Raw genomic sequence first — 12,745 nt, forward strand, 5'->3', positions numbered from 1 at the left:
TCATTGCCATCTGTTGATGAATCGTGAATGCCAATACCTTTAGGGGCTCATTGATAGCGACTAAAAAGTCGAAAGCGGTATTGCACTGAAGTTGAATTAGTTTATCGTTGAATAACGATGAACACAAATAAACCTTTCCATAAAATTAGAAATAACTATAAGTTTCCTTAACTCTATATACGAAAAAGCGCCACCAAATCTCTCTGGTAGCGCTTTTAAGTAAACCACTTAGACTACATGGTTAGCATTTGATGCTCATCTGTTTCTACATGCTTTATCGCCGCATTCAATGCTTCGTAACGGAACTTGTAGGTGTTTTCATCAGGAACTAAATCTATCACGTGGAACTTCTCTAACTGTTCACGAGTACGTTGATTTGGACACAGTAGGTAAACTGCACAGTTTGCATCTAGAGCATCTTTAATCGCGTTTTCTAGCGCCAGACCTACCGTCACATCAATCATAGGTACATCAGTAAGATCGAGGATCATCACTTCATAGTCAGAGATACTCGAATGCTGACGAGAAATGGCTTTCGATACGCTGAAGATCATTGGCCCCGAAAGATAGAAGAACAACACTTTGCCATTCGCTCTATCTAGTAGGCCTCGCTCACTGTCTGTTAGCGGCACATCGTCTTCATCCGCATCACTGATTGCCTTCACTTGGCGTGCTTGCTCGCGGCTTAAACGCTCAATAATGATGATGTTAGAAATAAACACACCAAGACCGACCGCAACAATCAAATCTACGAACACCGTTAGGAACATCACGCCATACATGACTGCCATACCAGGAAAGCTGACTTTATGGGCACGTTGAATGAAGCTCCAATCAAGAATGTTGAAACCAACGTACACCGCGATACCCGCGAGCACTGCCATTGGGATTGGCTCAGTCAACCCGCTTGCAACCAAAACCACCAGTGCAAGGATCAACGCACGAATCACCCCAGATAATGGCGAGCGTGCGCCAACTTGGATATTGGTTACGGTTCCCATTGTCGCGCCAGCACCAGGCAGTGCACCAAACAGACCAGAGATCATGTTCGCCAAACCTTGGCCGCGCAATTCCTTATCTGAGTCATGCTCTTTACGCGTCAAAGAGTCACCAATAACAGCCGTGAGCAAGGTATCAATACAACCTAATGTGCCCAGCACTAAGGCATCAATGACCATTTCGGTAAACATCGCAGGATCAATATGCGGCACAACTAAAGACGGCAAACCTGCTGGGATTTCACCAATTCGGCGAATATCTTCAGCATCAAATAAGATGACCGAAAGCAAGGTGACTGCAACCAATGCCACTAACTGAGCTGGGACGTATTTACGGTACTGCTTAGGGAAGAAAAACAAGATACCTAACGTCAGCAAGCCCAAAAACAACTCGCTAAACTTGAGGTTAGAAATGGTGTCTGGTAATGCCGATAACGTCCCGATGACCCCACCAGAAGGCGCGGCATGACCTAATAGAGGCGAGAGCTGTAATATAATCAGAATGACACCGATACCCGACATAAAGCCGGAGATTACACTGTAAGGCATCAGTGTAACGTACTTACCTAACTTTAATGTGCCGAGCACAATCTGGAATGCCCCCGCCATCATTACAACGGTAAAGGTCATTGCCATCCCCGTTTCAGGGTACTTGGCCATCATGCTGGTCAGTACAGCGGTCATGATCACTGTCATAGGACCGGTTGGTTCCGATATCAGGGTATTTGAGCCACCAAACAGAGAAGCAAAAAGCCCCACCATGATCGCACCCCATAAGCCTGCTTCTGCGCCAGCACCAGATGCGACACCAAAGGCTAACGCAAGAGGAAGTGAAATAATGGCCGTGGTGACGCCACCAAACAGATCCCCTTTCAAGTTGATATCCTTAAAGCGACTACCGAACATTGAATTTGCTCCCTGCATTAAAAAGACAAAATGCCATCAATCTAACAAATATTTCGTCAAAGAAAAAAACACAATAAAACCACGAATTCGCTAGGCTTATTCGCATACTGAATGATGTCTGCATATTTTATGATTTTCACAGCGAGAACTAGTCAGATGAGTCATCTTGAATGAATATTTAACGGGATCGAAATTGTAACATTGTGTATAGTTACAGCGCTGATCGCTTTATAAGCACTGGTGAGTGGTTGGTTTTTTTAATTTTTAGGGAAGTAGATGTCAGATGCCGGAAATTAAACAATTATTCGAAAATAACTCTAAGTGGTCAGAAGAAATCAAATCTGATCGCCCAGAATATTTCGCAAAACTAGCGGAAGGTCAAAAGCCCGACTTTCTATGGATTGGTTGTTCAGACAGTCGTGTTCCTGCAGAGCGACTAACAGGGCTGTTCTCGGGCGAGTTATTTGTTCACCGAAATGTAGCGAATCAAGTGATCCATACCGACCTAAACTGCCTTTCGGTTGTGCAATATGCGGTCGATGTATTAAAAGTAAAACATATTATTGTATGCGGCCACTATGGCTGTGGTGGCGTTAACGCAGCTATCGACAACCCTCAACTTGGTCTTATCAATAACTGGCTCCTTCACATCCGAGATCTCTATTTTAAACACCGAACTTATCTAGACCAAATGCCTGTCGAAGACCGCGCGGATAAACTTGGTGAAATCAACGTAGCAGAACAAGTCTACAACCTAGGTAACTCGACCATTATGCAAAATGCTTGGGAACGTGGTCAGGATGTAGAAATTCATGGCGTGGTGTACGGGATTGAAGATGGTCGCCTTGAATATTTAGGTATTCGTTCAAACTCAAAAGAGACCGTTGAAGCCTCTTACCAAAAAGCGCTCTCAACCATTCTTAACTCAGACAACAAATTGCTTTGTCGCTGAGTTAAAAAGTATCAGCCGAACCAAATAAAAGAAAACGCCCGTTAATTTCTTAACGGGCGTTTTTGTATTCTTCTAGTAAGAGTAATGATTACTCTTGTGGTACCACTTTACCAATGAACGGTAGGTGGCGGTATTTTTGAGCGTAGTCGATACCCACTCCAACCACAAACTCGTCTGGAATCGCAAAGCCAACGTAATCAACTGGCACTTCAACTTCACGACGTGATGGCTTGTCTAGCAGCGTACAGATAGCAATCGACTTTGGTTCACGTAGAGAAAGAATCTCACGGATCTTGTTCAGCGTATTACCCGTATCAATGATGTCTTCAACGATCAGGACATCTTTACCTTTGATGTCATCATCTAGATCTTTAAGGATACGCACATCACGAGAGCTTTCCATCGTGTTACCGTAGCTAGAGGCAGTCATAAAGTCCACTTGATGAGTCAGATCAATTGCACGCGCCAGATCCGCCATAAATACAAATGAACCACGAAGCAAACCAACCAAAACTAGATCTTCACTGCCTTGGTAACGTTCTGTAATTTGCTTGCCTAATTCGCGAATACGTTCCTGAACTTCTTGCTCAGAAATCATAACTTCTACTGTATGTTTCATACTGTGCTCAATATTCTTGTGAGTTGAGGTTGGTCGTACGCAAACGATCACCTTTTTACGCAGCGTAGTGTAACACCACGAGTAGAGCGATAAAAGCGCTCTTCACCACCAAGAAATTTTTAGACCTACATCTAAGTTTTCACAAGTAGTTGATGAAAAACGCCACAGTAATGACATTCCTATCGATAATTTTCTGATTGCATATTGACCTTAATCATATGCACCATTACACTCATCAAGCTTTAAGCAATCATTAGAATAATTAAATATAAGCGTATTAAACGCGAAATAATCAACTCAAATGGCAAGGATATTTAATATGGACTCAATTGCAAAGAGGCCTCGTACTAGGCTTTCACCTCTTAAACGTAAACAACAACTGATGGAAATCGCTCTAGAAGTATTTGCTCGTCGCGGCATTGGCCGTGGTGGTCATGCGGATATTGCCGAGATCGCTCAAGTTTCTGTTGCGACTGTATTTAACTACTTCCCGACTCGCGAAGATTTGGTGGATGAAGTTCTGAACCACGTTGTTCGTCAGTTCTCTAACTTTTTATCTGATAATATTGACTTAGACATTCATGCTCGTGAGAACATCGCCAACATCACTAATGCAATGATTGAGCTAGTAAGCCAAGATTGCCACTGGCTGAAAGTATGGTTTGAGTGGAGTGCGTCAACACGTGATGAAGTATGGCCACTTTTTGTAACTACAAACCGTACCAACCAACTGCTAGTGCAAAACATGTTCATTAAGGCCATCGAACGTGGTGAAGTATGTTCTGAGCATGAACCAGAGCACTTGGCAAACCTCTTCCATGGCATCTGTTACTCTTTATTTGTGCAAGCAAATCGTTCTAAGAGTGAATCTGAACTAGCTAGCTTAGTTAATTCTTACCTAGATATGCTTTGCATCTACAACCGCGACCATTAAGCTGAAACGCGAATTTGATTAAATCAAAGGCTGATACTTAGGTATTGGCCTTTTTTGTTTTTGATAAGCGATAATAATTTGTCTTTCTTGAAACAAGTCAACTCCTTTAGAGCCGACCCTCTTTCATTAGCCTTCCCACAACCAGCTCTAGATTCCTAAAGCGGAGCACTCCCGAACCTCCAAACGTAGCGTTCTTTTCTTCCAATAAAAAAACCGCTGACGAATCAGCGGTTTCTAAAAACATTAGCGAGTAGCTAAGAAAAAGTTACTTTTTCTTTTTAACTGCTTTTTTGTTTGGAAGGTCAGTGATTGAACCTTCAAATACTTCAGCAGCTAGACCTACTGACTCATGTAGAGTTGGGTGAGCGTGGATAGTTAGTGCAATATCTTCTGCATCACAACCCATCTCGATAGCCAGGCCGATTTCACCAAGCAGTTCGCCACCGTTAGTACCAACGATAGCACCACCGATAACGCGGTGAGTTTCTTTATCGAAGATTAGCTTAGTCATACCGTCTGCACAGTCAGATGCGATTGCACGACCTGATGCTGCCCATGGGAATGTTGCCACTTCGTAGTTGATGCCTTCCGCTTTCGCTTCTTTCTCTGTCTTACCAACCCATGCTACTTCTGGCTCAGTGTAAGCAATTGAAGGAATAACTTTAGGATCGAAGTAGTGCTTCTTACCAGAGATAACTTCTGCCGCTACGTGGCCTTCATGCACACCTTTGTGAGCAAGCATTGGTTGGCCAACTACGTCGCCGATCGCGTGGATGTGAGGAACATTAGTACGCATTTGCTTATCAACGTTGATAAAGCCACGCTCGTCCACTTCAATACCCGCTTTTTCAGCATCGATAAGTGCACCGTTTGGTACACGACCGATAGCAACAAGAACGGCATCGTAGCGCTCAGCTTCTGCTGGTGCTTTTTTACCTTCCATTGAAACGTAGATACCGTCTTCTTTCGCTTCAACTGCTGTTACTTTAGTCTCAAGCATTAGCTTGAACTTGTCTTTAATGCGCTTAGTGAAGACTTTAACGATGTCTTTATCTGCAGCAGGGATAACTTGGTCAAACATCTCTACTACGTCTACTTTAGAGCCTAGAGAGTGGTATACCGTACCCATTTCTAGACCGATGATACCACCGCCCATGATAAGCAGTTTTTCTGGTACTTCTTTCAGCTCTAGTGCATCCGTTGAATCCCAAATACGTGGGTCTTCATGCGGGATGAATGGCAGTTTGATTGGGCGAGAACCCGCAGCAATGATAGCGTTGTCGAAGTTAACCGTTGTTGACTCGCCTTCGCCTTCTACAAGGATAGAGTTAGGACTTGTGAACTTACCGTAGCCGTTTACTACAGTAACATTACGCATCTTAGCCATACCGCTAAGACCGCCAGTCAGTTGATTTACAACTTTCTCTTTCCAGATACGGATTTTGCTGATGTCTGTTTGCGGTTCGCCAAACACAACACCGTGCTCAGCCATCGCTTTCGCTTCTTCGATAACTTTTGAAACGTGAAGAAGTGCTTTAGATGGAATACAACCAACGTTTAGACATACACCACCAAGAGTGCTGTAACGTTCAACTAGTACTGTTTCTAGACCTAAGTCCGCACAACGGAATGCAGCTGAGTAACCAGCAGGACCAGAACCAAGTACAACAACTTGGGCTTTAATTTCTTTGCTCATTGTGACCTCTTGTAGTCATTATCCCTAACAGGCTGAGTAGATGTTCTTAAATTATTAGGCTTTCAAACGATCAATATTTTACAGAGATGTTAACAGTGTGAAAGCAGCTTTAAGTTAGCCTGTGAGCTAGACAACAATTCATCTTTCAGATTCTGAACGATGTGAGAAATTGTCGTCTAAAAATAGTCTTTTATATAAAGAAGTAAGGTGACCCGAAAGCCACCTTAACTATTACTTTCTATATTACAGTACTAGGCGACGAATGTCTGATAGTGCACCGTTTAGGAAAGTAATGAAGCGTGCACCTTCTGCACCATCAATCACACGGTGGTCGTATGATAGAGACAGTGGAAGCTGTAGACGTGGTTCGAACTCTTTGCCGTTCCACACTGGCTTCATTTCAGATTTAGATACACCTAGGATACCTACTTCTGGCGCATTTACGATTGGCGTAAACGCTGTACCGCCGATACCGCCAAGGCTAGAGATTGTGAAACAACCGCCTTGCATGTCAGCTGCCGTTAGCTTACCAGCACGTGCTTTCTTAGAAACTGCCATTAGCTCTTCAGATAGCTCGTAAATGCCTTTCTTGTTCACGTCTTTAAATACAGGAACAACAAGACCGTTTGGCGTATCTACTGCGATACCTACGTTCACGTACTTCTTAAGAATGATGCTTTCGCCATCTTCAGAAAGTGAAGAGTTAAACGCTGGGAACGCTTCTAGTGCTTTCGCTACTGCTTTCATGATGAACACAAGAGGAGTGATCTTCATGCCAGTGTCTTTCTTCGCTTCGATTGCATTCTGCTCTTTACGGAACGCTTCTAGCTCAGTGATGTCAGCGTTGTCCCACTGTGTAACGTGAGGGATCATTACCCAGTTACGGTGTAGGTTTGCACCAGAAATCTTCTTGATCTTAGAAAGCTTCTGAACTTCCGTCTCACCGAATTTGCTGAAGTCAACTTTTGGCCAAGGTAGTAGACCAAGCGCTGCGCCGTCGCCCTTACCAGATGCTGCCGCACCAGCGCCAGACTCAAGACGCTTAAGCGCATCTTTAACGTAAGCTTGAACGTCTTCTTTTAGGATACGGCTCTTACGACCAGTACCTTTAACCTTAGATAGGTTAACACCGAATTCGCGAGCAAGACGACGGACAACTGGAGACGCGTGTGCGTAGTCGTTGTTCTCTTGGAAATCGTTCGCTGCAGGTGCCGCTTCAACTTTTGCTGCTGGAGCAGGAGCCGCTGCAGGTGCTGGAGCTGCTGCTTGTGCAGGTGCTGCAACAGGAGCTGGAGCTGCGCCAGCTACTTCGAATACCATGATTAGAGAGCCAGTCGTTACTTTATCGCCAGCTGCAATCTTGATTTCTTTTACCGTACCAGCGAATGGAGCTGGAACTTCCATTGAAGCTTTGTCACCTTCAACAGTGATTAGAGATTGCTCTTCTTCTACTGTGTCGCCAACTTTAACCATGATCTCAGTAACTTCAACTTCGTCACCGCCGATATCTGGAACATTCACTTCTTTGTCAGCTGCTGCCGCTGGAGCTGCTGGAGCTTCTACTCGGTCCGACGCCTCGGCTACTGGAGCCGCTGCTGCGCCTGAACCGGCAGTTTCGAATACCATGATTAGAGAACCAGTTGTTACTTTATCACCAGCAGCAACTTTGATCTCTTTTAGAGTACCAGCGAATGGTGCTGGAACTTCCATTGATGCTTTGTCGCCTTCAACCGTTAGAAGAGATTGCTCTTCTTCGATGCTGTCGCCAACTGCAACCATGATTTCCGTAACTTCTACTTCGTCGCCACCGATATCTGGAACGTGAACTTCTTTTAGTTCTGCCGCTGCTGCTGGAGCTGGAGCCGCTGCTGAAGCCGCTTCTGCTGCAGGAGCAGGTGCAGCAGCTGCTGCACCCTCGGCTTCGAAAATCATGATTAGAGAACCAGTCGTAACAGAATCACCTTCCGCTACTTTGATTTCTTTAACGATACCTGCTTGAGACGCTGGAACTTCCATAGAAGCTTTGTCGCCTTCAACAGTGATAAGAGACTGCTCTTCTTCAACCTTGTCGCCAACGCTTACAAGAATCTCAGTAACTTCAACCTCATCCGCACCGATGTCAGGTACATTAATTTCGATTGCCATTGCTTATTTACCTTCTAGTTAAGCGCTGTATTAAGCGTAAAGTGGGTTTGTTTTTTCAGTGTCGATGTTGAACTTAGCAATCGCTTCAACGACGACTGACTTCTCAACATCACCACGTTTCGCTAGTTCAGTAAGAGCTGCAACAACTACGTAGCCCGCGTTAACTTCGAAGTGACGACGTAGGTTCTCACGGCTGTCAGAACGACCGTAACCATCAGTACCAAGTACTTTGTAAGACTCAGAAGGCATGAACGCACGAACTTGCTCAGAGTAGTTCTTCATGTAGTCAGTCGCTGCGATTGCTGGCTCAGTACCCATTACTTGTGCAATGTAAGGTACTTTTGCTTCTGCTTCTGGGTGAAGCATGTTGTAACGCTCTGCGTCTTGACCGTCACGAGTTAGCTCGTTGAACGATGTAACAGAGAACACGTCAGATGCGATGCCGTACTCTTCGCTTAGGATAGTCGCTGCTTTACGTACTTCGTTCATGATAGTACCAGAGCCCATTAGCTGAACTTTAGACTTGTCACCTGCGTAAGACTCAAGCTTGTAGATACCCTTACGGATACCTTCTTCAGCGCCTTCTGGCATTGCTGGCATTGCGTAGTTTTCGTTCATTACCGTTAGGTAGTAGAACACGTTCTCTTGGTTCTCACCGTACATGCGACGGATACCGTCTTGCATGATTACTGCAACTTCGTAAGCGAATGTTGGGTCGTAAGAGATACAGTTAGGAACTGTATTCGCCATGATGTGCGAGTGACCATCTTCGTGCTGTAGACCTTCACCGTTTAGCGTTGTACGACCTGCAGTAGCACCTAGTAGGAAACCACGAGCTTGTTGGTCACCAGCCATCCACGCCATATCACCTACACGTTGGAAACCAAACATTGAGTAGTAGATGTAGAACGGGATCATTGGTAGATCGTTCGTGCTGTATGACGTTGCTGCTGCAACCCATGAAGCCATTGAACCTAGTTCGTTGATACCTTCTTGTAGAACCTGACCTGAAGTTGCTTCTTTGTAGTAAGAAACGATGTCGCGATCTTGAGGTGTGTAGTTCTGACCGTGCGGGTTGTAAATACCGATCTGACGGAATAAACCTTCCATACCGAACGTACGAGCTTCGTCACAGATGATAGGAACGATGTTCTTACCAATGTTCTTGTTCTTAAGCAGGATATTAAGAGTACGAACGTAAGCCATTGTTGTAGAGATATCACGCTTCTGCTCACTTAGTAGCGGAGCGAACTCTTCTAGCTCAGGTGTTTTGAATTCTTGAGTGAACTTAGGTAGACGCTGTGGCGTGTAACCTTTTAGTTCTTTACGACGAGCGTGTAGGTATTCGTACTCCGCTGTACCTTCTTCAAGTTTCAGGTATGGAAGTTCTTTCACTGCTTCGTCAGTTAGGATGTCTTGAAGACCTAGACGATCACGTAGGTGTAGTACGTGAGTCATATCCATCTTCTTAACTTGGTGCGCGATGTTCTTACCTTCAGCCGCTTCACCCATGCCGTAACCTTTAACAGTCTTCGCTAGGATTACTGTTGGACGACCTTTAGTTTCTGCTGCGTTTTTGTAAGCTGCGTACAGTTTAGAAGACTCGTGACCACCGCGCTTAAGTGCGAAGATTTCGTCATCAGTCATGTCTGCAACTAGTGCTGCAGTCTCTGGGTACTTACCAAAGAAGTGTTCACGTACGTAAGCACCGTCTTTAGATTTAAATGTTTGGTAGTCACCATCTACAGTTTCGTTCATCAACTGTAGAAGCTTGCCTGTTGTATCTTTAGCAAGTAGAGCATCCCAGTTGCTACCCCAGATAACTTTAACAACGTTCCAGCCAGCGCCTTTGAATAGACCTTCTAGCTCTTGGATGATGCTACCGTTACCCATTACAGGACCGTCTAGACGCTGTAGGTTACAGTTGATTAGGAATGTTAGGTTGTCTAGTTTCTCACGCGCAGCGAAAGAAAGTGAACCACGTGATTCTGGCTCATCCATTTCACCGTCACCTAGGAACGCGTATACACGCTGTGCAGACGTGTCTTTCAGACCACGACCGTCTAGGTACTTAAGGAAACGCGCTTGGTAGATCGCAGAAATTGGGCCAAGACCCATAGATACTGTTGGGAACTGCCAGAACTCAGGCATCAATTTAGGGTGCGGGTATGATGGGATACCTTTACCGTCTACTTCTTGACGGAAGTTGTCTAGCTGCTCTTCAGTTAGACGACCTTCAACGAATGCACGAGCGTAGATGCCCGGAGAGATGTGACCTTGGTAGTAAACTAGATCGCCACCGTCCGTCTCGTTTGGAGCGCGGAAGAAGTGGTTGAAACAAACTTCGTAGAACGCCGCTGCTGACTGGTAAGAAGCCATGTGACCACCTAGGTCTAGGTCTTTCTTAGAAGCACGCAATACGATCATGATTGCGTTCCAGCGAATAATCGAACGAATACGACGCTCAAGAGTTACGTCACCAGGGTAAGCTGGTTCTTGTGCTGCTGGAATAGTGTTGATGTAGTTTGTGTTGATGCCAGTTGGCATATCAACGCCGTCTAGACGTGCTTTTTCTAGAACGGTTTCTAATAGAAACTGTGCACGTTCTACACCTTCTTCACGAACAACTGATTCAAGGGCTTGTAGCCAATCTTGAGTTTCCAGTGCATCTACGTCATGCTTCATGTCAGACATGGCGATCTATCCTTCTGTTGGTTGGATCTACTTATTTAAGTAAGCGGTTCTTGTATTAAGAATCGTTACCTTGCTGAATTCGACGCAGAGAACGCTCTCGTCGAGACTCTTCTCGAGTCAAATCCAACAATGTTTCTTCAATATAAGCTAAATGTGAGTGAGACATTTCACGTGCCTTTTCAGGCTGACCAGAAACAATCGCATCCACGATATTAGCTCTGTGTTTACTTACTTTATCGACCACTTCATCGCGGCGATGTAAGAGCTTTAGATTCTGTAGAACATTTTGCTCAAGCAAAGGCGCAAGGCTGCGAACAATATGAAGCAGGACGACATTGTGTGCCGCTTCAGTCAAAGCAATCAGAAACTGCATCACTGCAGCGGCTTCTGCCTCAACGTTATCGCCTTTTTGCTCTTCGCTAATTTGATTCAAACAAGCTTGAATGCGTGCAAAATCTTCATCGGTACCACGCAAAGCTGCAAAGTACGCTGAAATCCCCTCCATCGCATGGCGCGATTCAAGTAGGTCTAACTGCGTTTCTGAGTGAGTCGACAACAAGTTCAACAACGGATCTGAAAAGCTTTTCCAGATGTTTTCACTAACGAATGTGCCACCGCCTTGACGACGAGTAAGCAAACGCTTTGCTTCTAAGCGTTGAATGGCTTCACGGACAGATGGACGAGACACATCGAACTGCTTAGCGAGTTCGCGCTCTGGTGGCAACTGCTGCCCCGGAGACAATGTTCCTTCCACAATCAACCTTTCTAGCTCTTGTTCAATAACATCAGAGAGCTTTGGCTGACGAATCCTTTGATAAGCCATAATTTATTGTTCTTCTACTCTTGCAGGTAATTGGTAATACCAATTTTAAGATGGTGCAGAAATTAACATAATTAAAACGCCACTGTCCAGCCAAAAATTGACCTAAATCATAGAATGGACTTACAACCAACACTCTGATAACAATCGACTATTAAAACAGCAATAAAATTGGTCTTACCAATTACATAAACAAAACAGATGGGAGCTCTGCGTGCTAGTAATTTTGATCAACAAAAACAAAAAATGACAAAATTATCCGTACATTTTTTCACCAACCGCTGTTTTGAGCGTTCAAAATGTAGTTAACTTTTAACAAGCATTCATATTTCTCGTATCAAAAAAAGGCATACTTGAGTGTATGCCTTATTTATTTCTGTTTTTTGAATTTACACTTTCGCTACAAGTTAGCGTTGTATTTGTTGCCTGAACTTGACCCAGTCAAAGCTTAGACCAGGATCGGCTTTTCTCAAGGGAGCGATATACTGATGCCCCGTGATTCGGGGTAAGGTGATTTTGGGGTAAGAATGCATGACCGCATGAGCCAAATCCGTAAGTGATTGATATTGCTCTTCTGTATAAGCCACAAACTCAGTGCCTTCTAACTCAATACCAATCGAATAGTCATTGCAACGTTCACGACCAGCAAAGCTAGATTGCCCGGCATGCCAAGCTCTATCTAAAAACGAAACAAACTGAACAATTTCGCCATTACGCTTTATTAAGCAATGTGCCGAAACACCCATTTTGTGAATTACTTCAAAAAATGGATGTGCTTTAGGATCGAGATTGCCAGTAAAAAAGTCCTCTATATATGAATCACCAAACTGCCCTGGCGGCAAACTGATGTTGTGAACCACCAGCAGAGAGATATCATCTTTATCTGAACGAGCATCAAAGAATGGCGATGGAACATGCTTTGCTTGCGTCAACCAACCATTCTCGATTTTTAGGCACATATCAACCTCTCTACTTTGCAAA

Annotated in this window: 9 protein-coding genes; 2 read left to right on the forward strand and 7 right to left on the reverse strand. The window is 44.5% G+C overall.

Annotated features, from left to right (window positions below; translation table 11 throughout):
• Positions 1 to 233: 233 nt before the first annotated feature.
• Positions 234 to 1,904 carry a SulP family inorganic anion transporter gene (locus KIV41_RS10830; protein ID WP_252041140.1) on the reverse strand — a complete coding sequence of 557 codons (1,671 nt, stop codon included), beginning with the start codon at positions 1,902 to 1,904 and terminating at the stop codon, positions 234 to 236.
• Positions 1,905 to 2,187: 283 nt separating this feature from the next.
• Between KIV41_RS10830 and can the strand changes: the two genes are divergently transcribed.
• Complete coding sequence (gene can / locus KIV41_RS10835) at positions 2,188 to 2,856, forward strand: carbonate dehydratase (RefSeq protein ID WP_010450166.1); 669 nt, start codon at positions 2,188 to 2,190, stop codon at positions 2,854 to 2,856.
• An 88-nt stretch (positions 2,857 to 2,944) separates the two neighbouring features.
• Here the strand turns inward: can and hpt are convergent, their stop codons facing one another.
• On the reverse strand, positions 2,945 to 3,475 hold the full coding sequence (gene hpt, locus KIV41_RS10840; protein ID WP_010450168.1) for a hypoxanthine phosphoribosyltransferase: 531 nt from the start codon (positions 3,473 to 3,475) through the stop codon (positions 2,945 to 2,947).
• Positions 3,476 to 3,794: 319 nt separating this feature from the next.
• Here hpt and KIV41_RS10845 point away from each other — a divergent pair, with 319 nt between their 5' ends.
• Positions 3,795 to 4,409 carry a LuxR/HapR/OpaR family quorum-sensing transcriptional regulator gene (locus KIV41_RS10845; protein ID WP_010450170.1) on the forward strand — a complete coding sequence of 205 codons (615 nt, stop codon included), beginning with the start codon at positions 3,795 to 3,797 and terminating at the stop codon, positions 4,407 to 4,409.
• Positions 4,410 to 4,674: 265 nt separating this feature from the next.
• On the opposite strand, the gene lpdA is transcribed toward KIV41_RS10845, so the two are convergent.
• The 5 genes from lpdA to ampD all read right to left on the reverse strand — a co-directional run bounded on the left by lpdA (position 4,675) and on the right by ampD (position 12,723).
• The gene (gene lpdA, locus KIV41_RS10850; RefSeq protein WP_005446266.1) at positions 4,675 to 6,105 is read right to left on the reverse strand and encodes a dihydrolipoyl dehydrogenase; all 1,431 of its coding nucleotides are present in this window, start codon (positions 6,103 to 6,105) and stop codon (positions 4,675 to 4,677) included.
• 243 nt (positions 6,106 to 6,348) lie between these two features.
• The gene (gene aceF / locus KIV41_RS10855; RefSeq protein ID WP_285336370.1) at positions 6,349 to 8,250 is read right to left on the reverse strand and encodes a pyruvate dehydrogenase complex dihydrolipoyllysine-residue acetyltransferase; all 1,902 of its coding nucleotides are present in this window, start codon (positions 8,248 to 8,250) and stop codon (positions 6,349 to 6,351) included.
• 30 nt (positions 8,251 to 8,280) lie between these two features.
• The gene (gene aceE, locus KIV41_RS10860) at positions 8,281 to 10,944 is read right to left on the reverse strand and encodes a pyruvate dehydrogenase (acetyl-transferring), homodimeric type (RefSeq protein WP_005446262.1); all 2,664 of its coding nucleotides are present in this window, start codon (positions 10,942 to 10,944) and stop codon (positions 8,281 to 8,283) included.
• A 55-nt stretch (positions 10,945 to 10,999) separates the two neighbouring features.
• Positions 11,000 to 11,767, reverse strand: coding sequence for a pyruvate dehydrogenase complex transcriptional repressor PdhR (pdhR, locus tag KIV41_RS10865; RefSeq protein WP_005446261.1), 768 nt, complete (start codon positions 11,765 to 11,767; stop codon positions 11,000 to 11,002).
• Between the two features lie 404 nt (positions 11,768 to 12,171).
• Entirely contained in the window at positions 12,172 to 12,723 is a 552-nt protein-coding gene (gene ampD, locus KIV41_RS10870; protein ID WP_045393860.1) for a 1,6-anhydro-N-acetylmuramyl-L-alanine amidase AmpD, read from the reverse strand.
• Between the last annotated feature and the right edge of the window lie 22 nt (positions 12,724 to 12,745).

It is taken from the genome of Vibrio sp. D401a (assembly GCF_030248515.1).
In the GTDB taxonomy this organism is placed as follows: Bacteria; Pseudomonadota; Gammaproteobacteria; order Enterobacterales; family Vibrionaceae; genus Vibrio; species Vibrio rotiferianus.

Coding starts and splice junctions, on each gene's coding strand:
- aceF (WP_285336370.1), bottom strand. CDS start 8,250: ATGGCAATCGAAATTAATGTACCTGACATCGGTGCGGATGAGGTTGAA.
- KIV41_RS10830 (WP_252041140.1), bottom strand. CDS start 1,904: ATGTTCGGTAGTCGCTTTAAGGATATCAACTTGAAAGGGGATCTGTTT.
- pdhR (WP_005446261.1), bottom strand. CDS start 11,767: ATGGCTTATCAAAGGATTCGTCAGCCAAAGCTCTCTGATGTTATTGAA.
- aceE (WP_005446262.1), bottom strand. CDS start 10,944: ATGTCTGACATGAAGCATGACGTAGATGCACTGGAAACTCAAGATTGG.
- lpdA (WP_005446266.1), bottom strand. CDS start 6,105: ATGAGCAAAGAAATTAAAGCCCAAGTTGTTGTACTTGGTTCTGGTCCT.
- ampD (WP_045393860.1), bottom strand. CDS start 12,723: ATGTGCCTAAAAATCGAGAATGGTTGGTTGACGCAAGCAAAGCATGTT.
- can (WP_010450166.1), top strand. CDS start 2,188: ATGCCGGAAATTAAACAATTATTCGAAAATAACTCTAAGTGGTCAGAA.
- KIV41_RS10845 (WP_010450170.1), top strand. CDS start 3,795: ATGGACTCAATTGCAAAGAGGCCTCGTACTAGGCTTTCACCTCTTAAA.
- hpt (WP_010450168.1), bottom strand. CDS start 3,475: ATGAAACATACAGTAGAAGTTATGATTTCTGAGCAAGAAGTTCAGGAA.